This window comes from Lentzea sokolovensis, assembly GCF_033949975.1.
GTDB lineage: Bacteria > Actinomycetota > Actinomycetes > Mycobacteriales > Pseudonocardiaceae > Lentzea > Lentzea sokolovensis.
The window spans coordinates 300,818-326,788 of the sequence record NZ_JAXAVU010000008.1 but is presented as its reverse complement, the minus strand read 5'-3'; the positions used below and the strand labels follow the sequence as shown (position 1 = coordinate 326,788).

Here is a 25,971-nt window from a genome sequence, read left to right as displayed (position 1 = left end):
ACCGAGTATGCCGAGACCCGCTCACCTTAGGCACGCCCAACCGGGTGTCACCTCACGAAAGCGCGGTTACCGCTTGCGTTGTGGTGGAAGAACACCAACGATCCAGACGAAAGCGGATCACCCGGACGTACCACTGTGGACAGTCCGGGAACGATCAAGCCGTAGTCGAACGTGGCGGCGGGGGTGACGTCGACCAGGTCGTCCGGGTCGGCGGGCGCGGTGTAAGGACTCCGCACACCAACGGTGTAGGTCACCGGGCCGGATGGCAGAGCCGCCCGCGACACCGGCAGCACCACGACGTCGCTGTCGAACAGGTTCGTGTCGGTCGCGCCGTCCAGGCCGTTCAACGGCTGCTCGTCCACGATCTCGTCCGAGCCGGCGACCTTGGTCCTGGCGAGCCAGATGTCGGCGGTGATGTCGCCGTCCGGGTTGGTCGGCTTGACGGCGGTGGTCACGAAGTCCTTGCCACCCACCGAGAACCTCACCTCGGGCTGGATGTTGCTGCCGATGTTCGCCCAGGTGCTCCAGGTCGAGACGCCGAACGCCAGCAGGTCGGACGTCGCCGTCGCGCCCACGTACCGCAGGTCGCCACCACGCGCCGTGCGGTTGATCGCGCAGTTGTCCTGCACGTCAGGGCCGCAGTCGGGCAGGCGGCCGGAGCGCGCGCCGAGTTCCAGGACGGTCATGCGGGACTGGTAGTCCGGCTGGTCGAGGCCACGGCCCGCGACCCGGCCACCGGACGCGGTCAGCCGCGACACCGGCTTCGGCGCCGCGTAGACCGGCACGTGCAGCGTCCGGTCGCCGGTGAACGTCACCTGTCCGGACGCCTCCGCCAGGAACTGACGGCCCTCGTCCAGCGCGACCGTGGGGTCGGGCGTCTTGCGCAACGCGGCGGGGTTCGAGATCCGCAGCTGCACGGGCACCGACGCCGAACCACCCGGCGGCAGCGCGACGTACGGCGCGATGACCTGGAAGGACACGCCAGGCACGGCGGTGATCGGGTCGAAGCGCGCCTGCAGGCGAACGCTCTGCGAACCCTTGTTCACCAACCGGATCGTGCGACTCGTCAGCACCGGACCGGCGGCCTCGACCGTGCCGAACGACGCGTCACCCAGTGCCAGCACGTCGGACGACAGCGCGGCGAGCCCGTCCACCCTGCCCGCGCCGACCCGCATCGGCGCCTCCCGCACACCGTCGGCGTTCTTGACCACGCCGGACGCGGTGTTCATCAGCGCGGCCTTGATCTCCGCGACCGTCCACTTCGGATGGACCTCGCGCAGCAGCGCGGCGATCCCGGCGACGTGCGGCGACGCCATCGACGTGCCGCCCATCGACACACCGGCCGAGGCCGTTCCGGAGGCGGCGGAGAAGATCGTGTCACCCGGTGCGGCCACCGCGATCGACGAGCGGGAACGCGACGACGACGGCGTGATCGTGTCCGCGATCGCCGGCTCCACGGACGGCACCGCGACCTTCAACGCCGAGGTCAGATGCACGCTCAGGGTTCCGGCTTCCAGCGCCGGACGCAGCGCGGTGGAAGCCGCCGCCGTCAGCTGGAACGCGGGAATGTGCGCGTTTCCGGCGATTCCGGCCGCGAACACCGGCAGCGTCGTCGGCAGCAGCACCCCGGCCGCCCCGGCCTTCCAGGCGTTGTCGGTGCGAGCACCCGAACCGCAGGCGCGCGTGGCGTCGCTGTCGTCCCACTCCAGCCAGACGATCTTCCCGGCGAGTGCCTCCGAGATCGGCTTGCAGCCATCCACATCGGACGAAAGCCGCACCACCGGCAAGGTCAGGTCGAAGGAGTCCTTGAAGTTCTGGCTGTACTGGCCAGGCCACTGCTTGCCTGCGACCTCCAGCCCGTCCAGCATCGAGAACGAGTCGCGGCTGTTCGCCACGGAGATCGCCTCGGGGGTGTTGCCGGGAGATCCGGACACGTCGTAGAAGTCGCCACCGTTGCCGGCCGCCGCGACCACCACCACGCCGTGCTCCACGAGCTTGCGCACGAACAGCGAGTCCGGGTCGTCCGGTGCGCCGAAGTCGCTGCCCAGCGACAGGTTGACCACGTCGAGCTTGTCGGAGAAGTCGCCGTCGCCGTTGGGGTCGAGCGCCCAGTCCAGCGCCTGCGCGGTCAGGTTCGTGCCGCCCTCGCAGCCGAACACCTTCAGCGCGTAGAGCGACGCCTTGGGGGCCGTGCCCGGTCCGATCTTCAACGAGTCGAGATCGACCGACGAGTAGGAACCGCGATAGGTCGTGCCGTCGGCGTTGACCCCGTACCCGGCCGCGGTCCCGGCGACGTGCGTGCCGTGGCCCTCGCAGTCCAGCGGGTCCGCGTCCGGCTCCGGGATCGACCCGGACGTGCCGGTGTAGGCGTCGCCCGCGAAGTCGTGGCCGCCGACGACCTTGGCGGTGGGAAAGGTGCCCCCGCCGAAGTCCGCGTGCCGGTAGTCGATGCCGGTGTCGATCACGCCGATCCGCACGCCGTCGCCGAAGCGCCCGAGCGACTTCCAGACGTCGGACGTCCGGGTGAGGCGGACGGCGTGGGCGTTCGTGAGCTTCTTGGGGACCATCCGGTGCACCGCCCGCACCTCGGGCATGCGCGACAAAGCAGACAAGCGTGACTTGTCCGCCGACAGCACCACGCCGGGCACCGCGTTGGTCGTTCGGGCGACTTCCCGGCCGCCGGACCGGGACACGACCCGGGAGACGTGGTCCGATGTCCGATCCCGTGCTGAACGCGCCTGCGCAACGGTGCCCGTGTCGGCGGCTGCGGTCGAGGTCAGCTCGACGAAAACGGTTACAGGCTCGACGGGGCCGGATGGCGCGAGCAGAGCGCCCACCAGGAGTGATGCGGTCACCAGATTCATGATCAACTCCTCTTATTCATCGGACGACTTCACGCTGGGCCCTAGACGAAACCGACCTTGCAGGGCTATACATCCGATGTATTTCGTAGGGTGTGAGCAGAGGAGGAACGGCCGTGCAGTTCTTGCGCCTGGGGCCGGTCGGCGACGAACGTCCTGCAGTCAGGATCGACGACGGGACCACATACGACCTCCTGCCGATCACCCCGGACATCGACGGGTCCTTCCTCGCGAACGACGGCGTCAACCGCGCACGCGCCGCCGTCGAAGCCGGTGAACTGGGGGCGCTGAGCACCGAGGACGTGCGTGTCGGGGCGCCGCTCGCGCATCCGGGCAAGGTCATCTGCATCGGCCTCAACTACCGCGACCACGCGGAGGAGACCGGCGCGGACATCCCGGGCGAGCCGGTGATGTTCCTCAAGACGCCCGACACGATCGTGGGCCCGTACGACGAGGTGCTCGTGCCGCGCCGGTCCGTGAAGACCGACTGGGAGGTCGAGCTCGGCGTCGTCATCGGGCGCACCGCCCGCTACCTCGAGTCCGAAGAGGACGCTCTGGCGTGCGTGGGCGCGTACGTGCTCTCGCACGACGTCTCCGAGCGCGAGTTCCAGATCGAGCGCGGCGGGACGTGGGACAAGGGCAAGAACTGCGAGACGTTCAACCCGCTCGGCCCCTTCCTCGTGCCCGCCGACGAGATCGCCGACCCGCAGAGCCTGGAGATGCGGCTCTGGGTGAACGGCGAGATCAAGCAGAACTCGTCCACCAAGAACATGATCTTCCCGGTGGCGGAGATCGTCCGCTACCTCAGCCAGTTCCTTGTCCTTCGTCCGGGTGACGTCATCAACACGGGTACACCCGCTGGTGTCGCGCTCGGCCAGCCGGAGCCGAAGCCGTACCTGCGCGCCGGTGACGTGGTCGAGCTGGAGATCGAAGGCCTCGGCAGGCAGCGGCAGATCCTCGGGCAGGCCTGAGCCCATGCCCAAGATCACCGCACTGGACGTCCTCGACATCCGGTTCCCGACGTCGCGCGAGCTCGACGGCTCCGACGCGATGAACCCGGACCCGGACTACAGCGCCGCGTACGTGGTGCTGCGGACCGACGACGGACCTGAGGGCCACGGGCTCGCGTTCACCATCGGCCGCGGCAACGACGTGCAGGCCGCCGGCATCAGGGCGCTCGCTCCGCACATCGTCGGCAAGGACGTGCCGGAGGACGCGAAAGCGCTGGCAGAGCTGTACTTCGAACTCATCGGCGACTCGCAGATCCGCTGGCTCGGCCCCGAGAAGGGCGTCGCGCACATGGCGATCGGCGCCGTCGTCAACGCGGCCTGGGACCTCGCGGCCCGTCGCGCCGGGCTGCCGGTCTGGCGGTTCCTCGCGCGGATGACGCCCGAGGAGATCGTCAGCCTCGTCGACTTCCGGTACCTGAGTGACGCTCTGACGCCCGACGAGGCGTTGCAGATCCTGCGCAAGATCGAGCACGGCAAGGCCGAGCGCGCGGAAACCATTGCCCGCGACGGATACCCGGCCTACACGACGTCACCGGGCTGGCTCGGCTACTCCGACGAGAAGCTCGCAGGACTCGCCCGCCAGGCCCTCGCCGACGGCTTCGACATGATCAAACTGAAGGTCGGCGGCAGCCTCGACGACGACGTCCGCAGGATGAAGCTCGCCCGCGAGGTCGTCGGCGACGAGGTCCGGGTGGCGGTCGACGCGAACCAGCGCTGGGACGTCGACACGGCGGTCCGCTGGATGCGTGAGCTCGCGCCGTTCGACCCGTACTGGATCGAGGAGCCCACCTCCCCGGACGACGTGCTGGCGCACCGCGCGATCGCCGACGCGCTGGCCCCGATCAGGATCGCCACCGGCGAGCACGTGCAGAACCGGGTGATCTTCAAGCAGCTGCTGCAGGCCGGCGCGATCGACGTGCTGCAGCTCGACGCCTGCCGGGTCGCGGGTGTCAACGAGAACATCGCGATCCTGTTGCTGGCCAGGAAGTTCGACATCCCGGTGTGCCCGCACGCCGGCGGCGTCGGCCTGTGCGAGCTGGTCAGGCACCTGTCGTTCTTCGACTACGTCGCGGTCTCCGGCGAGGTCGGCGAGCGCGTGATCGAGTGGGTCGACCACCTGCACGAGCACTTCCTGGACCCGGCCGTCGTCGAGAACGGCCGCTACCTGGCCCCCGCCGAACCAGGATTCTCCGCACAGCTCAAGGACGAGACGCTCGCCGACTACCTCTACCCCGAGGGTCCTGTGTGGACAGAGCTGGAGGGCGGGAATGACTGACTTCGAGGGACTCGTCGCCGTCGTCACGGGCGGTGCGTCCGGCATCGGCCTCGCCACGGCGAACCTGCTGAGCGGCAGGGGAGCGACGGTCGTCGCGCTGGACCTGAACCCGGACGTCAAGGACCCGCTGGTCGGGATCCGCGCGGACGTGTCGGACGACGAGAGCGTCAAGGCCGCCATCGACGAGGTCGTCGAACGGTTCGGACGGCTCGACGTCGTGGTGAACAACGCGGGCATCGGGTCGCAGGGCGACGTGGCGGCCAACTCCGACGACGAGTGGCTCAAAGTGCTCAACGTCAACGTGCTCGGCATGGTCCGCGTCTCGCGGGCCGCGCTGCCGCACCTGCGGAACTCGCCGTCCGCGGCGATCGTCAACACCTGTTCCATCGCTGCCTGGGCCGGGCTCCCGCAGCGTGCTCTCTACTCGGCCAGCAAGGGCGCGGTGTACTCGCTGACGCTCGCGATGGCCGCCGACCACGTGCGCGAAGGCATTCGCGTCAACGCGGTCGCCCCCGGCACGGCGGACACCCCGTGGGTGGGCCGTCTGCTCGACTCGGCACCGGACCCGGCCGCCGAACGAGCCGCGTTGGAGGCACGCCAGCCGCACGGCCGGCTCGTCTCCGCCGATGAGGTCGCGGGAGCCATCGCCTACCTGGCGAGCCCGCTGTCGGGATCCACCGCCGGCACGATCCTCGCCGTCGACGGTGGCATGTACGGCCTGCGCTTGCGTCCCCAGCAGTCATGAAAGGCAGTTCAACGATGAAGCGTCGCAACCTCACCGCCGCGGTGTGCCTCGCGTTTGCCGGTGCACTCACACTGTCCGCGTGTGGCGGCGGGACCGCCGGCACCGGTGCCGGCGGCGTCGGCCCGATCGGCGCCGACCACCCCCGCGCCGACACCGACTTCTGGAACTCCTACATCAAGTACTTCCCGGAGAAGGCCAAGGACCTCGGCGTCAACCTGCTGAACCCCACCAACTCGCAGAACAAGGTCGAGAACCTGGTCGCCAACGCCCAGTCGCTGCAGTCGCAGGGCGCCAAGGCGATCATCATGGCACCGCAGGACACCGGCGCCATCGCGTCCACTTTGGACCGGCTGGAGAAGGCGAACATCCCGGTCGTCACCGTCGACACCCGTCCGGACAAGGGCAAGACCTACATGGTCGTCCGCGCGGACAACAAGGCGTACGGCGAGAAGGCCTGCAAGTTCCTCGGTGACAAGCTCGGGGGCAAGGGCAAGGTCGTCGAGTTCCAGGGCGCGCTGGCGTCGGTCAACGGCCGCGACCGCTCCGAGGCGTTCGCCGCCTGCATGAAGAAGGACTACCCCGGCATCACGGTGTTCGAGGAGCCGACCGACTGGGAGGGCCCGAAGGCGTCCGCGGCCCTGCAGACCCGTCTCAACCAGCACCCGGACATCAACGGCATCTACATGCAGGCCGGTGGCGCGTTCCTCACGCCGACGCTGCAGGTGTTGCGGCAGAAGAACCTGATCGTCCCGCCGACCGACCCGAAGCACATCTTCATCGTCTCCAACGACGGCATCCCGCAGGAGCTGGAGGCGATCCGCAAGGGCGAGATCGACGCGACCGTCTCGCAGCCTGCCGACCTCTACGCGCAGTGGGCGCTCTTCTACGCCAAGGCCGCCGTCGAGGGCAAGACGTTCCAGCCCGGCAAGACCGACCACGACTCCACCATCGTCGACACCGGCGGCGGCCGGCTGGAGGACCAGCTCCCGGCACCGCTGATCACCAAGGAGAACGTCGACGACAAGGCGTTCTGGGGCAACCAGATCTGATGAGCGAGTACGCAGCTGTCGCGCGTGGCGTGACGAAGAGGTTCGGGCAGACGCTCGCGTTGGACGACGTGGGCATCGAGATCCGGGCCGGTGAGTCGCACGCGCTCGTCGGTCGCAACGGCGCGGGCAAGTCGACGCTGGTCTCGGTCCTCACCGGCATGCAGACGCCGGACGCGGGCGAGGTCACCTTCTTCGGCGAACCCGCGCCGCCCGTCGCGGACAGCGCGGCGTGGCGCCGGCACGTCGCGTGCGTGTACCAGAAGTCGACGGTCGTGCCGGAGCTCTCGGTCGCCGAGAACCTGTTCATCAACCGGCAGGACCTCGGCGGCGGCCTGATCAGCTGGAAGAGGCTGCGGCGGGAGGCTTCGTCACTGCTGGAGACCTACGAGGTCGCGGTGGACCCGGACTCGCTGGTGTCCACGCTGACCGTCGAGCAGCGTCAGCTCGTCGAGATCGCGCGGGCGCTGTCGATCGGCTCGCGGTTCGTGATCCTCGACGAACCGACCGCGCAGCTCGACGGCCCGGCGATCGAGCGGCTGTTCGACCGGATGAGGTCGTTGCAGGACAAGGGAGTGACGTTCCTGTTCATCTCCCACCACCTGCAGGAGGTCTACGAGGTCTGCCAGACGGTGACGGTCTACCGCGACGCGCGGCACATCGTCACCGCGCCGGTGGCCGAGATGTCGAAGCCCGACCTGATCGAGGCGATGACCGGTGAGGCCGGTGGGCTGAACGTGCCCAGCGGTGACGACCGGCCGTCGTCCGCCGAACAGGTTCTGACCGTGTCCTCGCTGAGCGGGGACCACTTCTCGGACATCTCGCTGTCGGCCACCCGCGGTGAGGTCATCGGGCTCGCCGGCAGCGCGTCGTCGGGCAAGCACGAGTTCGCGGAGACGGTCTACGGGCTGCGCAAGCCGTCGGCCGGCTCGATCTCGGTGGACGGTGCTTCGGTGCGCGGCGGTGACGTTCCGGCTGCTTTGAAGGCTGGAATCGGCTGCGTGCCAAGGGATCGGCACCACCAGGGGCTCGTGCTGGACCTGTCGATCGCGGAGAACGCGACGATGAGCACGGCCGGTTCGTTCGTGTGGCCGTCGGCCCAACGCTCTGCGGGCAGCACGGCGATCGCGTCGTACGACGTCAAGGCCGCGGGGCCGGACCAGCCGGTCTCGGACCTGTCCGGCGGCAACCAGCAGAAGGTCGTGATGGCGCGTGCTCTGGCAGGCGACCCGTCCGTGCTGGTGCTGATCAACCCGACCGCTGGTGTCGACGTGAAGTCCAAGGAGTCACTGCTCGGGGTCGTCGACGCGCAGGCGCGCCGGGGCAAGGCCGCGATCGTCGTCTCCGACGAGCTCGACGACCTGCGGGTCTGCGACCGTGTTCTGGTGCTGTTCCACGGCCAGGTCGTGCGGGAGTTCGCCCGCGGCTGGCGCGATCAGGAACTCATTGCGGCGATTGAAGGAATGAGCTCAGAATGACCAAGGCCATGACTCCGCCGGTCGCGGCACCCGCGCCTGAGAAGCAGAGGTTCCGGCTGGCGCGGTACCAGGACCTCGCGCTGGTCCCGGTGATCATCCTCCTGCTGATCATCGGGGCGATCCTCTCGCCGATCTTCCTGACGCCCAACAACCTGATCGCCGTGCTGACCCAGCAAAGCGAGCTGTCGTTGCTGGTGCTGGGCCAGGCGATGATCCTGATCGTCGGCAAGATGGACCTGTCGCTGGAGTCGACGGTCGGTCTCGCGCCCGCACTCGCCGTCGCACTGATCATCCCGTCGTCGGCCGGTGGGCTGGACGTCGGTCTGGCCGCGTGGCTGGCGTTGCCGTTGTGCATCCTGATCGGCGTTGCCATCGGTGGCCTGAACGGGTTCCTGATCCTGAAGGTCGGGCTGTCCGGGTTCATGGTGACCCTGGGCATGCTGACGATGCTGCGCGGTCTGCAGCTCGCGATCACCGAGGGCAAGTCGCTGATCGACGTGCCGGAGTCGTTCCTGTACCTGGGTTCCGCGACCTGGCTCGGGCTGCCGGCGGCGGTGTGGATCTGCATCGCCTGTTACGCGGCGGGCATCTTCGTGCTGAAGTACCTGCGTGCCGGCCGTTCGCTGTACGCGATCGGCGGCAACTCCGAGGCCGCGCGGGCCGCCGGCATCCGGGTCGACCGGGTGGTGTGGACCGTGCTGATCATCGGTTCGGTGCTGGCCGTGATCGCGGGCATCCTGATGACCGGTCGGCTGGGTTCCGTTGCCGCCACGCAGGGCGAGGGCATGATCTTCCAGGTCTTCGCGGCCGCGGTGATCGGTGGCATCTCGTTGAACGGCGGCAAGGGCACGCTGTTCGGTGCGCTGTCCGGCGTGCTGATGCTGGGTCTCGTGGAACAGATCCTGCGACTGCAGGGCGTTTCCGGCTTCTACATCAAGGCCTCGTACGGTGCGGTGATCATCCTCGCGTTGATCGTGACGCGGTTCGCCACCGGCCAGAAGCAGGAGTGAGCGTTGGAGACCGTTGCGTTGCACACCCGGCTTCGCGAGGGGCGCGAGGCCGACTACGACCGCATCCATGCGTCCATTCCCCTGGAGCTGGATGGGGCGTTGCGCGAGGCCGGGGTGCACTCGTGGCGGATCTGGCGTTCTGGGCGCGAGCTGTTCCACCTCGTCGAGGTGGATGACTACCGCGCGATGAGGGCGTTTCTCGCTGAGCACCCGGCCAACGTTCCGTGGCAGGCTCAGATGGCCGAACTGCTGGAGGTCGAGGACGACTACTCCGGCACCGAACCCGATGTGCGACTCGTGTGGGAGCTGCCGTGAAGGTTGCTGTTTCTCGTCTGGGCTTTGGTGCCGCGCCGATCGGCAACCTCTACCGGGAGATTCCGGACGAGGAGGCTTTGGGCGCGGTGGAGGCGGCCTGGCAGACCGGGGTCCGGTACTTCGACACCGCGCCGCACTACGGGCTCGGGTTGTCGGAACGGCGGCTCGGCCTGGGTTTGGCGGGGCGGCCGCGCGACGAGTACGTGATCTCCACGAAGGTCGGGCGGCTGCTGGAGCCCGCGGACGGGGTCGGGCTCGACGACGAGGGTTTCGCGGTGCCGCGGAACTTCCGCCGGATCCGGGACTACTCGGCCGACGGGGTGAAGCGGTCTCTTGAATCCTCTTTGGAGCGTCTCGGGACGGACCGGGTGGAGATCGTCTACATCCACGATCCCGACGACCACTGGGAGGTCGCTTTCGGCGAGGCCTACCCGGCGTTGGAAGAGCTGCGGTCGCAGGGCGTCGTCGGTGCCATCGGTGTCGGCATGAACCAGTGGGAGATGCCGGAGCGGTTCGTCCGCGAGACCGACATCGACGTGGTGATGCTGGCCGGGCGGTACACGCTGCTGGAACAGCCCGCGTTGCCGTCGTTCCTGCCTGCCTGCGTCGAGCGCGGTGTCTCGGTGGTGGCGTGCGGTGTCTTCAACTCCGGGCTGCTGTCCAAGCCCGTGGTGGCCGCCGACGCGAAGTACAACTACGAAGAGGCGCCCCCTGCACTGGTCGCGCGGGCTCGGGCGATCGCTTCCGCTTGCGGACGGCACGGCGTGACGTTGCCCGAGGTGGCGATCCAGTTCGCGCTGGGCCATCCCGCCGTGGTGTCGGTCGTGATCGGGTCTCGCAACGCCGAGCAGATGGCCTCGAACGCCCAGTACTTCTCGGCGTCGATTCCCGCCGGGTTGTGGGAGGAGCTGAAGTCGTCGGGGCTGCTGGACGCGGAGGTGCCGACGCCGTGATCGTCGACGCTCACCACCACCTGTGGGATCTCTCGGTCCGGGACCAGGACTGGATCACCGATCCGCCGATGGGCGTGATCCGGCGGTCGTTCCTGGAGCCCGACTTCGTTGCCGCTGCCCCTGACGTGTCGACGTCCGTGCTGGTGCAGACGGTGTGCGTGCCTGAGGAGACGCCGGAGTTCCTGGCGATCGCGGCGTCCTCGGACATCGTCGGCGCGGTGGTGGGCTGGACCGATCTGACGTCGGCGGCCGTCGGTGACGCGCTGGCGGAACTGGTGGACCGGCCTGATGGTTCGTGGCTGCGCGGGATCCGGCACCAGGTGCAGAGCGAGCCGGACCCGGAGTGGTTGTGCCGCAAGGACGTGTGGCACGGGCTTGCTCAGGTCGGCTCTGCCGGGCTGCTCTACGAGCTGCTGACGTTGCCGCACCAGCTGCCTGCCGCGCGCCGGACCGTGGCGGCGTTGCCCCAGGTCCCGTTCGTGGTGGACCACTGCTCGAAGCCCGCGATCGGTTCGGATCCGGGGGAGTGGGCCGAGCTGGTGCGTTCTTTGGCGGCGCACGAGAACGTGACGTGCAAGCTGTCCGGGCTGGTCACCGAGGCCGACTGGAAGTCGTGGGACGTTGCTCAGCTGCGCCCGTACTTCGAGGTCGTGCTGGACGCGTTCGGGCCTTCACGGCTGATGTTCGGCTCGGACTGGCCCGTGTGCCTGCTGGCAGCGACCTACGACGAGTGGCTGGGTGCTGCTCGTGAGTTGGTGTCGGAGCTGTCTACCGGCGAGCAGGCCGAGATCTTCTCGGGAACTGCTCGCCGGGTCTACGGGCTTTAGCGGCGCGACCCGGAATGTTGGCGAGGTAATTCACGCTCAGCGGGGTGCCTCGCGGCACCGCCCCCACGCCCCCATACGACTCCGGTATGAGGGCGTGGGGGCGACACCACGATGCACCCGTCTGACCGCGAATTCCCCCGGCAACATTCCGGGCCACCCCGCTAGAACAGAGCCTTCAGCTCGTTGATCAGCTTCGGAGTCGCCTCGGCGAGCGGTTCGCGGACCGGGCCGGCCGGGAGTCCGAGCAGGTTGAGCGCGGCCTTGACGGCGACGGCACCGGGTTCGCGGGTCATGATCGCGGTGATCACCGGCAGCAGCGCCTGGTGGCGGCGCAGGGCTTCCTTGTTGTCGCCCTCGTCGTAGGCGTCGAGCATCGCCTTGATCTCGTTGCCGACGACGTGACCGACGGTGCTGACCGTGCCGACGCCGCCGATCGAGTACAGCGGCAGGATCAGCTCGTCGTTGCCGGAGTAGAAGTCGAGGCCGGTCTCGGCGATGACGCGGGCCGTGGCGAGCAGGTCGACCTTGCAGTCCTTCACGCCGACGATCCGCGGGTGCTCGGAGAGCCGCAGCAGCGTCTCGGTCTCGATCGCGGTGCCCGTGCGGCCGGGGATGTCGTAGAGCAGCGCCGGGACGCCGGACGCGTCGGCGACGGCGCGGAAGTGGTTCTCGACGCCTTCCTGCGTGGGCTTGCTGTAGTACGGCGTCACGACGAGCAGGCCGTCCGCGCCGTTCTCCTCGGCGCTGCGGGAGAGTTCGATGGTGTGGCGCGTGGAGTTGGTGCCGACGCCCGCGAGGATCTGGGTCCGGTCGCCGACGGCCTCCTTCACGGCCCTGATGATCCGCGCCTTCTCGGCGTCGGTGGTGGTGGGGGCCTCGCCGGTCGTGCCGTTGACGACCAGCCCGTCCGCCCCGCCCTTGTCGACGAGGTGCGCCGCCAGCTCCTGCGCACCCTTGAGGTCCAGGTCACCGTCGGGGGTGAACGGGGTGACCATCGCTACGAGCACTCGTCCGAACATGACTCCAGCGTGGCTCTAGTCTTCGCAAAGTTCCAGTTAGAAGTTCTGCTCGGAACGTTAAGCTGAGCTTTGTGTTGGATGTGCGAAGGCTCCGGTTGCTCCACGCTCTGTCGGTCCACGGCACCGTCACGGCCGCCGCGGAGGCCCTCCACGTGACCTCTCCCGCCGTGTCCCAGCAACTCGCCGCGCTGGAACGCGAGGCCGGGGTGGCGCTGGTCGAACGGGACGGGCGGCGGCTGGCACTGACCCGCGCCGGGCACGTGCTGGCGGCCCACACGCAGCTCGTGCTGGATCAGCTCGCGGCGGCCGAGGCGGACCTGGCCTCGTTGCGCACGTCCGTGTCCGGCGTGGTGCGCGTCGGGGCGTTCGTGTCCGTCGCCGCCCTGCTGCCGCGCGTGATCCAGGTACTTCGGTCGGCGCACGGGTCGGATGTGGAGCTTTTCGTGCACGAGATGGAGCCCGAAGCGTCACTGCCCGCGTTGCGGCGCGGGGACATCGACATCGCGGTGATCCACTCCTACAACATCATGCCGCGGTCCCTGCCCACGTCCACCGAGTCGCACGAGCTGTTCGTGGAGCCCGTGAACGTGGCGCTGCCGTTGAGCGATCCGTTGGTGCAGCAGGATTCCGTGGACCTCGCCGTGCTGGCCGACCGGCCGTGGATCATGCCGCGCACCGACGCGTCCTGCCACGAGCTGACCCAACGGGCCTGTGGCGCAGCCGGGTTCGTGCCGCGGGCGCAGGCCTACTGCGACGACTTCGGGGTGATGTGCGGGCTGGTCGAGGCCGGCCTGGGGGTGGCGCTGGTGCCGTCCGTCGCGCGACGGCCCGGGGTGGCGTTGCGGCCGTTGACGCAGGAGGTGTTCCGGACCGTGTCCGCCGTGGTGCGGAATCGGGCCGATGGGCAGCCCGCGGTGCGTGCGGTGCTGGAACAGCTACGCCAGGTCTGACAACCACTGCTCGACGCCGGCCACGTGCACCGTGGACCAGCTGCGCGCGAGTTCCGGCTGGTGGGCGGCCAGCGCGTCGACGATGGCGCGGTGCTCGGCGACCGTGCGGTCGACGGCGTTCGACTGGGTGATGCCGCGCCAGATGCGGACGCGGACCGTCGGGCCGGCCAGCGTGTCGAGGAGCTGGGCCAGGTAGGCGTTGCCGGAGCAGTGCGCGATGGCGCGGTGGAAGTCGAGGTCGTGCTCGACCAGTTCCTCCACGGACTTGGCGCCTTCGGCCGCGTCGCAGAGGGCGCGGAGCTTGACGACCTCGTCCGGGTCGATGCGCTGGGCGGCCATCGCGGCGGCCGCGGGCTCGAGAATGCGCCGAACCTGAAGAACTTCCAGGACCGAATCCTCGCCGCGGTGCAGATCGAGCACGAACGAGAGCGCGCCGAGCAGGTCGTCCGCGCGGAGTGACGAGACGTACGTGCCGTCGCCCTGACGGACGTCCAACACCCGGACGAGTGACAGCGCCTTCACGGCCTCGCGCAGCGAGTTGCGCGACAGACCGAGACGTTCTGCCAGGTCAGCCTCACGCGGGAGCCGATCGCCGGGCTTCAGCTCGCCCGAAACGATCATCTCCTTGACGCGCAGGATCGCATCGTCAGTGACTGCCACGGCACCCTCAACTCGTCGTAGACCTCGGATGTCTGGGGACCAGTATGCGCCACAGATGGTCATCTTCGACGCAACCCGGCATTTCCGGCGATCATTAACCAGGTCCTATGTAAGATGGTTATCTCTTAACGACACGTGACGGGAACCCCTGTTGTCGCCATAATGGTCTGGACCATTCAAGGAGGGATCTTGGACGCCGTTGTCGCAGCACCGCGCGCATTGCTCGGTCGCACGATCGTCGGTCCTGCCTCGGTGCGGATCAGGGACGGCCGCATCGTCGAGGTGACCACCGGTGAAGCACCACCCGGCGCGGAGGTCCTGTCCGACGGCCTGCTGACACCGGGCCTGGTCGACGTGCAGGTGAACGGCGCCGTCGGCGTCGACTTCGCCGAGGTGGACGCCGCCGGAATGCGTTCCGTGGCCGAAGCTCTGCCGTCCACCGGTGTGACCCGGTTCTTGCCCACGTTGATCACCGCACCGGTCGACGTGGTCCTGAGGCAGGCTCGTGCCGTTCTGGCCGCTTCGGCAGCGCTGCCGGACGGGGTCGGGGCCAGGCCGCTCGGCGTGCACCTGGAAGGGCCGTTTCTGTCGCCGAAACGGGCCGGGGTGCACGACCCGTCGTTCATGGTCGAGCCTGGGCCCGCCCAGATCTCGGCGCTGCTGGACGACGAACTGATTCGCCGTGCGTTGCGCATGGTGACCATGGCGCCGGAGCAGCCTGGAGGTCTCGAGGCCGTTCGCCGGCTCGTCGAGGCCGGGGTTCTGGTCGCGGTGGGTCATTCCGACGCCACCGGTGAGCAGACCAGGGCCGCCGCCGACGCGGGTGCCCGCATGGTGACGCACCTGTTCAACGCCCAGCGCCCGCTCGGACACCGCGAACCCGGTGTGCCCGGCGTGGCCCTGGTCGACGAACGCTTCACCCTCGGGCTCATCGCGGACCTCGCCCACGTGGGCCCGGACGTGTGCCGGCTCGTGTTCAACGCCGCCGGGGCACGAGTCGCGCTGGTCACGGATGCCGTCGCCGCCGCGGGGATGCCGCCCGGCCGCTACCACCTCGGTGGCGCGGACGTGCTGCTCACCGAGGACGGCGTGCCGCGTTCGCCGGAAGGCACGATCGCGGGCTCGGCGCTCACGCTGGACCGCGCCGTCCGCAACATCGTCTCCGTGGGAGTGCCGGTCGCCGACGCTCTCGCCTCGGCGACGATCGTGCCGGCCGAGGTGATCGGCGAGTCCGGTCTCGGCCGCCTCGCACCGGGGGCCGTCGCGGACCTGGTGTGGTGGGACGACGACCTCCGGCCGAAGAAGGTCTGGGTCGACGGACGGGTCGTGTTCGACGCCGCGGTGCCCGTCGCGCCGGTCGTGGCCGGGTACGCCACCGCAGGGCAGTAGCACCAACGAAAAGGGCCCCCGCTCACCGTGAGCGGGGGCCCTTTTCGTTGGTGCCTAAAGAGTGCGCGTGACCTTGTTCAGGCCGCGCGGGCTGTCCGGGTCGCCGCCGCGGGCGAGTGCGAGGCCGTAGGCCAGGCGCTGCACGGGCAGGATCTCCAGCACCGGAGCCACTTCCTCCGGCGTTTCCGGGATGGAGATGGACAGGGTCGCCCCCACCTTCTCCGAGGCGGAGCCGACCGCCACGACGTCCGCGCCGCGCTGGTGCACCACGTCGAGGGCGTCGCGCAGCGAGTCGCCGCCCTTGCCCAGCGAGGTGATGGCCAGGACCGCGGTCTCGCCGTCGACGGCCGCGACCGGGCCGTGCAGGAGGTCCGCGCCGCTGTACGCGCGAGCCGCCAGGTACGACGTCTCCGCCAGCTTCAGCGAAGCCTCCAGCGCCGTCGCGTAGGAGTAGCCGCGGCCGGTCGTGAGAACGCGCTCCACGAACCGGTAGCGGCGGACGGCCTCCTCGACGGTCGGGGCCGACTGGTCCAGCGTCACCTGGGCCAGCTCGCCGAGGTTGGCCGCGGCCTCGCCGTTGCCGCCCCGGATGGCGTCGATCAGCAGGTACAGAGCGAGCAGCGTGGCCGAGTACGTCTTGGTGGCGGCCACCGCGTGCTCCACGCCCGCGGAGACGTCCACCGAGAGCTCGGCGGCCGCGTTCAGGGGCGAGGACGCGGTGTTCGTCACGGCCACGGTCAGGGCGCCGCGCCTGCGGTAGGAGGCGGTGACCTCCAGCAGGTCGGGGGAGCCGCCGGACTGGGAGACCGTCACCAGCAGCACGTCGCGAAGGTCCGGCTCGGCGCCGTACAACGTCGTCGTCGAGGCGGAGACCAGGCCTGCGGGGAGCTGGAGCAGGATCTCGGTCAGGTACTTCGCGTAGATCGCGGCGTGGTCGCTGGAACCGCGGGCCGCGAAGAGCACGAAGCGCGGTGCGCGTTCGCGGATGACGGCGGCGACCTCGGCGAACGACGAGCGCGCCGAGTAGAGGGACGAGAAGATCGACGGTTGCTCGGCGATCTCGGCTGCCATGTGCCGGCCTGGCGTGGTCATGTCGTGCCTTTCAGGATCAGCTCGGCCGCGGCTCGGAGGCTCACCCGAGAACCGCCGTGGGTGTCGATGCGGGCGACGCTGCCCAGGTCTGGACCGGGCACGCCGGTTTCCACGTGCACCACGTCCCTGCCCAGATTAGTTAAGTTTGTTACCAGTTGTCGAGCGCCGGTGTGCCGGTGTGCGTCGCGGGTCACGACCACAATCGTGCGGTCACCTGCGGTTTTCGCAACTTCGTCCGCGGAGATGTCGCGGGCGGCGATCACTTCCGCGCCCGGCAGCACCTCGCGCAGGTAGGGGCCGAGGCCCCACGGCACGTCGCCCACCGCGATCGACGAGTCCACGACCAGGTCCACGACGACCGGGTCCGGACCGACCTCGACCCGGCCACGCACCTCGACGGCGCGCCGCGCGGCGACGAGACCGATCTCGGCGTCGTGGGCGTCGATGGTCGACGGGGGCATGCCCAGGGCCAGCGATCGGGCGGCGGCACGGGTGAGGCGTTCTTCGGACAGCTCACCGTTCTTGACCGCCGCGACGATCGAGTCGATCAGCCACTGGAGGTCGTCGTCGTCCAGGGCCATGCCGCCCAGGCACAACGAGTCCACGCCGGCGGCCAGCGCCCGGACGGCGCCCACGGCGAGGTCGCCGCCGACCGCCTTCATGTCCAGGCCGTCGGTGATCACCGCGCCGGTGAACCCGAGTTCGGTGCGCAGCAGGTCGATGGCGTGCTTGTTCAGCGTCACCGGCGCCGGGCCCCACTCGGGGATCACCAGGTGGCCGGTCATGATCGAGCGGACACCCGCGTGCACGGCCGCCTGGAACGGGACGAGCTCGACGGCGCGCAGTTGTTCCTCGGTGCGGGGAAGCACGGGAAGCTGCTCGTGAGAGTCCTCAGTGGACGCTCCGTGGCCGGGGAAGTGCTTGGCGCAGGCGGCAACGCCCATGGTCTGAAGACCCTCGACCCACGCGGCGACGTGCCGCGCGGCGAGCACCGGGTCCGAGCCGAACGCGCGGACGCCGATGATCGGGTCGTCCAGCGTCAGCACCAGGTCCGCGGAAGGCGCGAGGTTCAGCGAGATCCCGCACTTCGCCAGCCGCGCGCCGATGGACGCGGCCACCGAACGCGTGAGGTCGAGGTCGTCCGCCGCGCCCAGGGCGTGGTTGCCCGGCACCTCGGAACCGCGGCCCGCGTCGAGACGCGTGACGTCGCCGCCCTCCTCGTCGATGCCGATCACCACGTCCGGGCGCACCGAACGCAGTTCGCCGCAGAGCTCGGTCACCTGGGCGTCGTCGACGACGTTGCGCCCGAAGAGCACAACGCCGCCGAGACCGTCAGCGACCCGCCGCAGCAACCAGTCGGGGGCGGTCGTTCCGTGGAAACCGGGAAGCAGAACGGCAGCGGCCAACTGATCCACGCGTCATCCCTTCACAGCACCGGCGGTGACGCCGGCGACCATCTTGCGTTGCACGATCAGGAAGAACACCAGCGCGGGCACGGTGAACAGGACGGACGCGGCCATCGCGCCACCCCAGTCGGTGCCGAACGCGGTCTGGAAACCGGACAGCCACACGGGCAGCGTTTCGCTGTCCTGGCTGCGGATCAGCACCTTGGCGAACAGGAACTCGTTCCACGCGGTGATGAACGCGAACACCGACGTCGCGACGAGACCCGGTCCCAGCAAAGGCAATGTCACCTTCTGGAACGCGCCCCAGCGGCCGCAGCCGTCGACCATCGCGGCTTCTTCGAGCTCCGCCGGGATGCCGTTGACGAACCCGCGCAACGTCCACGCGCAGAACGGCAGCGTCACCGCGAAGTACACGAGGATCAGCGACGAGAGGTGTTCGTAGAGCCCGAGGTCCCGCATCATCAGGAACATCGGGATCAGCAACGCCTCGAACGGCGCCATCTGCGCGACCAGCATCAGCAGCACGAAGCTCTTGCGGCCGCGGAACGCGAAGCGCGACATGGCGACCGCGGCGGTGATGCCGATGACGATCGCGGCGACGACCGCGGTCAGCGTCACCAGGAGGCTGTTGCCGAGCGAGGACAGGAAGCCCGGCTTGGTCCAGGCCGTGACGAAGTTCGAGAACGTCACCGAGAACGGGATCAGGTCGTAGTCCGACGTGATCGTCGTGCCCTTGGGCTTCATCGCCGACGTGACCATCCAGTACGTCGGGAAGATGAAGAACAACGCGAGCGCGACACCGGTGACGTTCGCAGCAGACTTCTTGAGCATCAGATCTTGCCCTCCTCCGTCTGCAGCAGCTTGCGCAGGTACTGGAACGTGATCAGGCCGAGGATGACCATCATCAGCACGGAGATCGCGGCCGCGACGCCGAAGTGGCTCTTCGCGATGCCTTCCAGGTACTGCAGCACCGGCAGCGTCGTGCTCTCACCGCTGGGACCGCCCTCGCGGAACACCCAGATCTGGGCGAAGACCTTGAAGTCCCACAACGTCGACAGGAACGTCACCATCATCAGCAGCGACCGGATCTCCGGCCACGTCACCGCGCGGAACGTCTGCCAGCCCGTGGCGCCGTCGATGCCCGCCGCCTCGTAGAGGTCACGAGGAATGCCGACGAGCCCCGCGTAGAGCGAGAAGGCGAGGAAGGGGATCGCCTGCCAGATGATCAGCAGACCGACGACGGACAGCGTGGAGGTTCCCGAGGAGAACCAGGAGTAGCCGGCGAACGAGTCGAAACCCAGCTGCACCAGCGTTTTGTTCAAGATGCCGTAGTTCTGGTCGAACATCCACTGGTACACCGTGGTGGACGCGAGGATCGGCATCGCCCAGGCGCAGAGCATGGCGATCTGCAGGGCGACCCGCACCCACGGCGTCAGCACGCGCATCAGCAGCGCGATCCCGAGGCCCATGCCCACCGAGGCGCCGACGACGGCGACGGTGAACACCACGGTCCGCAGGGAGACGGTCCAGAACCGTTCGTCCTGGAGAACCGTCACGTAGTTGTCGATGCCCGTCCACACGATCTCACCGCGGACCAGCTCGCCGAGGTTCAGCTGGCGGAAGCTCGTCACGAAGACGGAGACGACCGGCCAGCCGATCAGCCAGAGGATCGCGATGAGAGCGGGAGCGAGCAGCAGGTAGGGCAGCGCCCGGTCGAAGGCACTGCCCCGGCGGCGGCGCCTGGGCGCCCCACCCGTCGCGGCAGGCGGCAGCGCCGGAGGGATGTCCCCTGCCGGCGCTGCCGTTTCGGTCGTTTTGACGGCCGTCATCTCAGCTTGGCTAGGCCATGGCCTTGGTGATGGCGTCGCTCGCGTCCTTCGTTGCCTGGTCCAGCGACTTGGCACCGGTGAGGTACGCGGTCAGCGCGTCCTTCAGCGGGTTCTGGCCCGCCTCGACGGCCGCCCACTTCGGCGTCACCGGGGTGACCTTGCCGTTGGGGGACGAGTCCGCCATGGCCTTGCCGATCGCGTTGCTGGCGAGCTTCGAGGTGTCCTTCGAGGTACCGGGGACAGCGCCACCCGTGGCGAGCTGGTCCTGGTAGTTCTTGGAGGACAGCAGCGCCAGGTACTTCTTGGCGGCCGCGGCGTTCTTGCTGGAGGCCGGGATGGCGAGGTTCGAGCCACCGAGGAACACCGGCGCGGCCGAACCGGCCTTCTTGGACGGGATCGGGAACGCCGAGGTCTTGTCCGCGAGGTCCGGCTTCGCCTTCACGGCGCCGCCGAGCTCCCAGGGGAGGCCGACCATCATGCCCACGTTGCCCGTGCCGAAGACCTCCATCTGCTGGGGCTTCGCCTCGTCGATGTCAGCCGGGACCTTCTTGGTGGCCGACGCGTCGTAGAGGGCCTTGTAGGCCTCGAAACCGGCCTTCGCCTGCGGCGTGTCGAGGGTGCCCGTCCACTTGCCGTTGTCCTGCTTGGCGATGTCGCCGCCCTCGTCCCAGATCAGGGAGAGCAGGAAGTACCAGGACTGGCCAGGCAGGTACAGCGCCTGGAAGTCCGGGTTGGACGCGTTGGCGGCCTTGAGCTTGTTGATCGCGTCGATCCACTCGGCACGCGACGTCGGCGGCTTCGCCACGCCGGCGGCCTGCAGCAGGTCGGTGCGGTAGATCACGGTGCGGTTCGCGGCGTAGAACGGCACGCCGTACTGCTTGCCGTTCAGCGTCAGCGAGTCCTTGAGGCCACCCAGCCACTCGCCGCTGTTGAACTGCCCGGCGTCCGCGGTGAGGTCGGCCAGCGTGCCCTGGTCGGCGAAGCTCGCCGTCTGGGTGTTGCCGAGCTCGATGACGTCCGGCGGGGTGCTGCTGGCCAGCGCCGTGGTCAGCTTCTCCTGAATGCCGGTCCACTTCTGGACCTCGTACTTGACCTTGATCCCGTTCGCCTGCTCGAACTCCTTGTTCAAGGCGTCGGTCAGGGTCGTCGGCGCGGAGCCGTCCATGAGCCACACGGTGATCTCTTTGGTCTCCGTGGTGCTACCGCTGTTCGTGCTCGTGCCACAGCCTGACACGGCCACTGCCAGTGCGGCGGCACCGACAGCGAGTCCTCTCCAGCCCTTCACAATTCGCGCCCTTTCACCAAGCCCGGCACTCGGCCGGAACGTCCAAGTGGTGTAGACCAATGCGGAACAGCGTGTGCTGCGTCACCGCGTCTGTCAAGCGCGTTGCCAAGACGTTGCGAAGTCATCGGACGAATTTCGGGGCGGATGTCGGGGGTTCGGACGCACGAATCGACACGGACAAGGCATCCTTGTGATGCTTGACATGGAGTGCGAGGAGGAGGCCATGCTGGAGACGACGCCTGCATCAGGCGTGGACGCCAGGACGCGGGCGCAACGCGAACCCAAGTACTGGGGTCTCAAGCGGCACCTGCTCGACCTGTTGAGGGCGTTGCCGCCCGGTTCGCCGATCCCCACGGAACGGTCGCTGGCCGCGGAGTTCGACGTTTCCAGGACGACCGTTCGCCAGGCGCTCGCCGAGCTGACGGTGGAAGGCCGCCTGCTCCGTGTGCAGGGCAAGGGCACCTTTGCGGCGGAACCCAAAGTCGCCCAGAGGTTGCAGCTGTCTTCGTACACAGAGGACATGCGGGCCCAGGGGCGCGTGCCGTCGTCGAAGCTGATCGAGGCTTCGGAGATGCCCGCAGAGGCGGAGCTCGCCCGGTACCTGGGCGTGCGTCCGGGGGCGAAGGTCCTGCGTCTGCACCGCCTGCGGCTCGCCGACAACGAGCCGATGGCGATCGAGACGACACACCTCGCGCTGGGCCGCTTCCGCGGGCTGCGCCGGTACCTGGCGCCCGGCGCCTCGCTGTACCAGGTGCTGTCCGAGCGGTTCGGCGTCGAGATGGGACACGCGGAGGAGACGATCGAGACCGCGCTCGCCTCGCCGGAGGAGGCGGAGCTGCTCGGCGCCGACATCGGCCTGCCGATGCTGCTGCTGTCGCGGCACTCGTTCGACACCGAGGGCAATCCGATCGAGTGGGTCCGGTCGGTCTACCGCGGCGACCGCTACAAGTTCGTCGCCACGCTGAACAGGCCGTCTTGATCGCCTGGGGCACGCCACGAGCCCGGTGGGTGTTGACGACGACGATCCTCGGCTCGGGCATGGCCATGCTCGACGGGACGATCGTCAACGTGGCGCTGCCCCGGATCGGCGCGGAGTTCAGCGCGTCGGTCACCGACCTGCAGTGGATTCTGAACGGGTACCTGCTCGCGCTGGCCTCGCTGATCCTGATCGCCGGGTCGCTCGGCGACAGGTTCGGGCGGCGCCGGGTCTACGTGATCGGCGTGATCTGGTTCGGCGTCGCGTCGCTGCTGTGCGGCGCCGCGTGGAGCGTTCCGGTGCTGGTCGCGGCGCGGGTGCTGCAGGGCGTGGGCGCGGCGTTGCTCACGCCGGGGGCGCTCGCGATCCTGCAGTCGTCGTTCAACCGGGAGGACCGCTCCCGCGCGATCGGCGCGTGGTCCGGGCTGGCGGGTGTGGCGACCGCCGTCGGGCCGCTCGTCGGCGGATTGCTGGTGCAGGCCTGGTCGTGGCGGCTCGCGTTCCTGGTGAACCTGCCGGTGGCCGCGCTCTGCGTGTTCCTCGCGCTGCGGTTCGTGCCGGAGTCGCGCGACGAGTCGGCCGGGCACCCGAACTACCTGTCCGCACTGGTCGGCGCGGTCGGGCTCGCGTTGCTGACAGGCGGGCTCGTCGAGCAGTCGTACGTGCTGGCGGCCGCGGGACTGGCCGCGATGATCGCGTTCGGGCTCGTCCAGAAGCGGTCCGCGGACCCGCTGGTGCCGCCGGAGCTGTTCCGCGACCGGACGTTCCTGGTCTCCAACGTGGTGACGTTCCTGGTCTACGCGGCGCTCGGCGGCGTGATGGTGCTGCTCGTGCTCCAGCTCCAGATCTCGCTCGGATATTCGCCGACGGCGTCCGGCCTGGCCAGCGTGCCGCTCACGATCATCATGCTGCTGGCGTCCTCGACGTCCGGCCGGCTCGCCCAGCGCTACGGGCCCCGGTTGCAGCTGATCGCCGGCCCGATCCTGGTCGGCCTCGGCATGTTGCTGCTGCGCAACGCCGTTCCCGGCGCCTCGTACGTCACCGGCGTGCTGCCCGGGGTGGTGCTGTTCGGCGTCGGCCTCGCGATCGTGGTCGCCCCGGTGACGGCGACCGTGCTCGCCTCCGCTCCTGATCACCACGCGGGTGTCGCGTCCGGCGTGAACAACGCCGTGGCCCGCACCGGCAGCCTGCTCGCGATGGCCGTGCTGCCCGCCGCGGTCGGCCTGAACGGCGAGGACTACCTGAACCCCGTCGTCATGACCGACGGGTTCCAGATGGCCCTCGTGCTGTGCGCGGCCGCGGCGATCATCGGCGGCCTGCTGGCGATCGGCGTGGACAACCGGGTGCTGGACGCGGCTCCTGAGCAGCACGAAGCCCCTCATCCCGGCGAGTGCCTGCACTGCGGCGTGGAAGGTCCGCCGACGCACATCCGGTCAGGCGGCGAGAAGGCGCGCCAGTAGCGCGAGGTCGATGTTGCCGCCGGACACGATGGCGACACCGCCTCCGAGCTTGGCCTGGGCCGCCACCGCGACGGCACCGCTCGGCTCGGCGATCAGTCGTGCGTGGCGGGCCAGGCCGGTCACCGCTTTCAGGATCTCTTCTTCCGACACCGTGATCACGTCGTCCACGTACCTGCTGATGTGGGCCCAGGTGAGCTCCGAGGGCTCGTCCCTCAACGCGTCAGCGGACGTCTGAGCCCGTTTCAGCGGGTCCCAGCGCACCAGTTCGCCCGCTTCGAGCGACTCCGCGATGTCGGCGGCCAGTTCGGGTTCCGCGCCGATCACGCGGACGTCCGGGCGCAGCGACTTGATCGCCGTGGCCACGCCGGAGATCAGTCCGCCACCGGACATGGGCACCACGACGGCCTCGACGCCGGGCAGGTCGTCGAGGATCTCCAGGCCGATCGTGCCCTGACCTGCGATGACGTCGAGGTGGTCGAACGGCGGGATCAGCGCCGCGCCGCGTTCGGCGACCAGGGCCTCCGCGCGCTCGACGCGTTCGGTGATGCCGACGATGAAGACCTCCGCCCCCAACGCCTTCGTGGCCTCGATCTTGACCGCCGGGGTGTTGTCCGGCATCACGATCGCGGCGGGAACACCGTGCAGGCGGGCCGCGAACGCCACGGCCTGGGCGTGGTTGCCACTGGAGTAGGCGACCACGCCGTGGGCACGGTTCTCCAGGCGGGCCAACGCGTTCAGCGCGCCGCGGAGTTTGAACGCGCCGACCGGCTGCAGGTTCTCCGGCTTGAGCCAGCCAGGACCGAACGGCAGCAACGGCGTGCGCACCACGTGCGGGGCGATCACCGCCGCGGCCGAACGGATGTCTGGGAGCGCGATCATCCGAGGATCGACGCGAGCAGGGTGGGCTCGATGTTGCCGCCGGAGACGATCGCGACGGCCGGACCCGCCGGCAGATCGCGGTTCAGGTACGCGGCGACGGCCACGGCACCGCTCGTCTCGGACACGACCCGCGTGCGGCGGGCGATCTGCTTCACCGCGTCCCGGATCTCGTCCTCGGAAACCGTCACGACGTCGTCGACGTACTCGCGGATGTGCGCCCAGGTCAGCTCGGAGGCCTCGGCGCGCAGACCGTCCGCGGAGGTGCGGGCGCGGTCGTGCGCGTCCCAGCGGACCAACTCGCCGGCGGCGAACGACGCGGCGGTGTCGCCGGCCAGTTCGGGCTCGACACCGATCACGCGGACGTTGGGGCGCAACGACTTCACCGCCGCCGCGACGCCGGAGATCAGTCCGCCGCCGCTCACCGGCACCAGGACCGTTGCCACGTCGGGAAGATCCGCGCAGATCTCCAGGCCGATGGTGCCCTGGCCGGCGATGACGTCCGGGTGGTCGAACGGCGGGATCAGCGTCGCCTTCCGCTCCTCGACGAGCTCGTAGGCGCGCGACTCGCGTTCGGTGATGCCGACGACGAACACCTCCGCGCCGTGTGCGAGCGTCGCGTCGATCTTGATCTGCGGGGTGTTGTTCGGCACGACGATCGCGGCCGGCATGCCCAGGATCTTGGCGGCGTAGGCGACCGCCTGCGCGTGGTTACCGCTCGAATACGCCACGACACCGCGCGCCCGGTCCTCGGAAGGTATGCGGGACAACGCGTTCACCGCGCCGCGTTGCTTGAAGGCACCGATCGGCTGCAGCGACTCGGGCTTGATCCACAGGCCGGAGTCGAAGGGCAGCAACGGGGTGTGGACGACATGCGGGGCGATCGCGGCGGCGGCCGCGTGGACGTCTTCGAGAGTCACCAGGCGCATGCGTCGATGATGCACGTCACCGGGGCACAACCGGTGAACTGTGCCCAACGTCCTACGTGTGTCATGTCTGAGAAGGAGAAGATCACCCCCGTCAAGCTCATCGCGAGTGTGCTCGCCGCCGCCACCGCGGCCGTGCTGAGCCTTCGCCTCAACCTCGTCGGCACCATCGTCGGTGCGATTCTGGCGAGCCTCGTGACCACTTTGGGCGCTGTGTTCTACCAGCGGTCGATGGAACGCGAGAAGCGCTGGCAAGTGATCGCGGTCGGCGGCCTGCTCGTTTTCGCTGTGACCGTGCTCACCGCGACGAGCGTCCAGCTGGTCACTGGCAAGCCCGTCACCGCCGATCCGGGCAAACCGTCCACAAGCACCCACACCGAGACCCACACCGAGACGACGAAGACCGAGACGATGACCGTCACGGCGCCTCCGAGCACGTCCGGCCCGTCGTCGTCCGAGAGCACCACGACGACCGCGCCCACGACGACGTCGACAGAATCCCGACAGCCGACCGACAGCTCGGCGCCCTCCTCGACCACCGACCCCATTCGGTGATCACGTCACTACTTTGAGCGACAGTTA

24 protein-coding genes are annotated in these 25,971 nt (G+C 69.1%); 14 read left to right on the top strand and 10 right to left on the bottom strand.

Annotation, left to right across the window (positions count from 1 at the left end):
- Positions 1-47: 47 nt before the first annotated feature.
- The gene (locus tag SK854_RS16130; RefSeq protein WP_319975910.1) at positions 48-2,864 is read right to left on the bottom strand and encodes a S8 family peptidase; all 2,817 of its coding nucleotides are present in this window, start codon (positions 2,862-2,864) and stop codon (positions 48-50) included.
- Positions 2,865-2,977: 113 nt separating this feature from the next.
- Between SK854_RS16130 and SK854_RS16125 the strand changes: the two genes are divergently transcribed.
- Genes SK854_RS16125 through SK854_RS16085 form a run of 9 tightly spaced genes read left to right on the top strand, consistent with a single transcriptional unit; the run spans position 2,978 to position 11,521 of the window.
- A complete protein-coding gene (locus SK854_RS16125; RefSeq protein ID WP_319975909.1) occupies positions 2,978-3,832 on the top strand; it encodes a fumarylacetoacetate hydrolase family protein in 855 nt (284 codons plus the stop codon).
- 4 nt (positions 3,833-3,836) lie between these two features.
- On the top strand, positions 3,837-5,147 hold the full coding sequence (locus SK854_RS16120; protein ID WP_319975908.1) for an enolase C-terminal domain-like protein: 1,311 nt from the start codon (positions 3,837-3,839) through the stop codon (positions 5,145-5,147).
- Complete coding sequence (locus tag SK854_RS16115) at positions 5,140-5,892, top strand: SDR family NAD(P)-dependent oxidoreductase (protein ID WP_319975907.1); 753 nt, start codon at positions 5,140-5,142, stop codon at positions 5,890-5,892. Before SK854_RS16120 ends, SK854_RS16115 begins: the two co-directional genes overlap by 8 nt.
- Before the next feature lie 14 nt (positions 5,893-5,906).
- Complete coding sequence (locus SK854_RS16110) at positions 5,907-6,941, top strand: sugar ABC transporter substrate-binding protein (protein WP_319975906.1); 1,035 nt, start codon at positions 5,907-5,909, stop codon at positions 6,939-6,941.
- Positions 6,941-8,416: a sugar ABC transporter ATP-binding protein gene (locus SK854_RS16105; protein WP_319975905.1), complete on the top strand. Its 1,476-nt coding sequence runs from the start codon at positions 6,941-6,943 to the stop codon at positions 8,414-8,416. The genes SK854_RS16110 and SK854_RS16105 overlap by 1 nt, the downstream gene beginning before the upstream one ends.
- Positions 8,413-9,426 carry an ABC transporter permease gene (locus SK854_RS16100; protein ID WP_319975904.1) on the top strand — a complete coding sequence of 338 codons (1,014 nt, stop codon included), beginning with the start codon at positions 8,413-8,415 and terminating at the stop codon, positions 9,424-9,426. The genes SK854_RS16105 and SK854_RS16100 overlap by 4 nt, the downstream gene beginning before the upstream one ends.
- Positions 9,427-9,429: 3 nt before the next feature.
- The gene (locus SK854_RS16095; protein ID WP_319975903.1) at positions 9,430-9,741 is read left to right on the top strand and encodes an L-rhamnose mutarotase; all 312 of its coding nucleotides are present in this window, start codon (positions 9,430-9,432) and stop codon (positions 9,739-9,741) included.
- Complete coding sequence (locus tag SK854_RS16090; RefSeq protein ID WP_319975902.1) at positions 9,738-10,694, top strand: aldo/keto reductase; 957 nt, start codon at positions 9,738-9,740, stop codon at positions 10,692-10,694. Before SK854_RS16095 ends, SK854_RS16090 begins: the two co-directional genes overlap by 4 nt.
- Entirely contained in the window at positions 10,691-11,521 is an 831-nt protein-coding gene (locus SK854_RS16085) for an amidohydrolase family protein (protein WP_319975901.1), read from the top strand. The genes SK854_RS16090 and SK854_RS16085 overlap by 4 nt, the downstream gene beginning before the upstream one ends.
- A 161-nt stretch (positions 11,522-11,682) precedes the next feature.
- Here the strand turns inward: SK854_RS16085 and dapA are convergent, their stop codons facing one another.
- Positions 11,683-12,540, bottom strand: coding sequence for a 4-hydroxy-tetrahydrodipicolinate synthase (gene dapA, locus SK854_RS16080; protein WP_319975900.1), 858 nt, complete (start codon positions 12,538-12,540; stop codon positions 11,683-11,685).
- Positions 12,541-12,611: 71 nt separating this feature from the next.
- Here dapA and SK854_RS16075 point away from each other — a divergent pair, with 71 nt between their 5' ends.
- Positions 12,612-13,490, top strand: a complete 879-nt coding sequence (locus tag SK854_RS16075) for a LysR family transcriptional regulator (protein ID WP_319975899.1) — start codon at positions 12,612-12,614, stop codon at positions 13,488-13,490.
- Here SK854_RS16075 and SK854_RS16070 read toward each other — a convergent pair.
- Positions 13,476-14,150: a FadR/GntR family transcriptional regulator gene (locus SK854_RS16070; protein WP_319975898.1), complete on the bottom strand. Its 675-nt coding sequence runs from the start codon at positions 14,148-14,150 to the stop codon at positions 13,476-13,478. The two genes, SK854_RS16075 and SK854_RS16070, sit on opposite strands and share 15 nt — an antisense overlap.
- 189 nt (positions 14,151-14,339) lie before the next feature.
- Between SK854_RS16070 and nagA the strand changes: the two genes are divergently transcribed.
- Positions 14,340-15,539: an N-acetylglucosamine-6-phosphate deacetylase gene (gene nagA / locus SK854_RS16065; protein WP_319975897.1), complete on the top strand. Its 1,200-nt coding sequence runs from the start codon at positions 14,340-14,342 to the stop codon at positions 15,537-15,539.
- A 54-nt stretch (positions 15,540-15,593) separates the two neighbouring features.
- On the opposite strand, the gene SK854_RS16060 is transcribed toward nagA, so the two are convergent.
- From SK854_RS16060 to SK854_RS16040, 5 genes are read right to left on the bottom strand one after another with little or no spacing between them, the layout of a single operon-like run.
- Positions 15,594-16,631 (bottom strand): SIS domain-containing protein, encoded by a 1,038-nt coding sequence (locus SK854_RS16060; protein WP_319975896.1) that lies wholly within the window; start codon positions 16,629-16,631, stop codon positions 15,594-15,596.
- A complete protein-coding gene (locus SK854_RS16055) occupies positions 16,628-18,046 on the bottom strand; it encodes a glycoside hydrolase family 3 protein (RefSeq protein ID WP_319975895.1) in 1,419 nt (472 codons plus the stop codon). The genes SK854_RS16060 and SK854_RS16055 overlap by 4 nt, the downstream gene beginning before the upstream one ends.
- A 3-nt stretch (positions 18,047-18,049) precedes the next feature.
- On the bottom strand, positions 18,050-18,868 hold the full coding sequence (locus SK854_RS16050) for a carbohydrate ABC transporter permease (RefSeq protein WP_319975894.1): 819 nt from the start codon (positions 18,866-18,868) through the stop codon (positions 18,050-18,052).
- Positions 18,868-19,866: a carbohydrate ABC transporter permease gene (locus tag SK854_RS16045; RefSeq protein ID WP_319975893.1), complete on the bottom strand. Its 999-nt coding sequence runs from the start codon at positions 19,864-19,866 to the stop codon at positions 18,868-18,870. Before SK854_RS16045 ends, SK854_RS16050 begins: the two co-directional genes overlap by 1 nt.
- A gap of 10 nt (positions 19,867-19,876) precedes the next feature.
- On the bottom strand, positions 19,877-21,151 hold the full coding sequence (locus SK854_RS16040; RefSeq protein ID WP_319975892.1) for an extracellular solute-binding protein: 1,275 nt from the start codon (positions 21,149-21,151) through the stop codon (positions 19,877-19,879).
- A 223-nt stretch (positions 21,152-21,374) separates the two neighbouring features.
- Here SK854_RS16040 and SK854_RS16035 point away from each other — a divergent pair, with 223 nt between their 5' ends.
- Together SK854_RS16035 and SK854_RS16030 are read left to right on the top strand one after the other, a co-directional pair.
- A complete protein-coding gene (locus SK854_RS16035) occupies positions 21,375-22,130 on the top strand; it encodes a GntR family transcriptional regulator (protein WP_030480591.1) in 756 nt (251 codons plus the stop codon).
- A gap of 29 nt (positions 22,131-22,159) precedes the next feature.
- On the top strand, positions 22,160-23,587 hold the full coding sequence (locus tag SK854_RS16030; protein WP_319975891.1) for an MFS transporter: 1,428 nt from the start codon (positions 22,160-22,162) through the stop codon (positions 23,585-23,587).
- Here the strand turns inward: SK854_RS16030 and SK854_RS16025 are convergent.
- Together SK854_RS16025 and SK854_RS16020 are read right to left on the bottom strand one after the other, a co-directional pair.
- Positions 23,561-24,466, bottom strand: coding sequence for a threonine ammonia-lyase (locus tag SK854_RS16025; protein ID WP_319975890.1), 906 nt, complete (start codon positions 24,464-24,466; stop codon positions 23,561-23,563). The two genes, SK854_RS16030 and SK854_RS16025, sit on opposite strands and share 27 nt — an antisense overlap.
- On the bottom strand, positions 24,463-25,392 hold the full coding sequence (locus SK854_RS16020) for a threonine ammonia-lyase (protein WP_319975889.1): 930 nt from the start codon (positions 25,390-25,392) through the stop codon (positions 24,463-24,465). Before SK854_RS16020 ends, SK854_RS16025 begins: the two co-directional genes overlap by 4 nt.
- Before the next feature lie 63 nt (positions 25,393-25,455).
- Between SK854_RS16020 and SK854_RS16015 the strand changes: the two genes are divergently transcribed.
- On the top strand, positions 25,456-25,944 hold the full coding sequence (locus SK854_RS16015) for a hypothetical protein (protein ID WP_319975888.1): 489 nt from the start codon (positions 25,456-25,458) through the stop codon (positions 25,942-25,944).
- Positions 25,945-25,971: the final 27 nt, after the last annotated feature.

Coding starts and splice junctions, on each gene's coding strand:
- SK854_RS16130 (WP_319975910.1), bottom strand. CDS start 2,864: ATGAATCTGGTGACCGCATCACTCCTGGTGGGCGCTCTGCTCGCGCCA.
- SK854_RS16120 (WP_319975908.1), top strand. CDS start 3,837: ATGCCCAAGATCACCGCACTGGACGTCCTCGACATCCGGTTCCCGACG.
- SK854_RS16115 (WP_319975907.1), top strand. CDS start 5,140: ATGACTGACTTCGAGGGACTCGTCGCCGTCGTCACGGGCGGTGCGTCC.
- SK854_RS16110 (WP_319975906.1), top strand. CDS start 5,907: ATGAAGCGTCGCAACCTCACCGCCGCGGTGTGCCTCGCGTTTGCCGGT.
- SK854_RS16105 (WP_319975905.1), top strand. CDS start 6,941: ATGAGCGAGTACGCAGCTGTCGCGCGTGGCGTGACGAAGAGGTTCGGG.
- SK854_RS16100 (WP_319975904.1), top strand. CDS start 8,413: ATGACCAAGGCCATGACTCCGCCGGTCGCGGCACCCGCGCCTGAGAAG.
- dapA (WP_319975900.1), bottom strand. CDS start 12,540: ATGTTCGGACGAGTGCTCGTAGCGATGGTCACCCCGTTCACCCCCGAC.
- SK854_RS16060 (WP_319975896.1), bottom strand. CDS start 16,631: ATGACCACGCCAGGCCGGCACATGGCAGCCGAGATCGCCGAGCAACCG.
- SK854_RS16050 (WP_319975894.1), bottom strand. CDS start 18,868: ATGCTCAAGAAGTCTGCTGCGAACGTCACCGGTGTCGCGCTCGCGTTG.
- SK854_RS16045 (WP_319975893.1), bottom strand. CDS start 19,866: ATGACGGCCGTCAAAACGACCGAAACGGCAGCGCCGGCAGGGGACATC.
- SK854_RS16035 (WP_030480591.1), top strand. CDS start 21,375: ATGCTGGAGACGACGCCTGCATCAGGCGTGGACGCCAGGACGCGGGCG.
- SK854_RS16025 (WP_319975890.1), bottom strand. CDS start 24,466: ATGATCGCGCTCCCAGACATCCGTTCGGCCGCGGCGGTGATCGCCCCG.
- SK854_RS16020 (WP_319975889.1), bottom strand. CDS start 25,392: ATGCGCCTGGTGACTCTCGAAGACGTCCACGCGGCCGCCGCCGCGATC.
- SK854_RS16015 (WP_319975888.1), top strand. CDS start 25,456: ATGTCTGAGAAGGAGAAGATCACCCCCGTCAAGCTCATCGCGAGTGTG.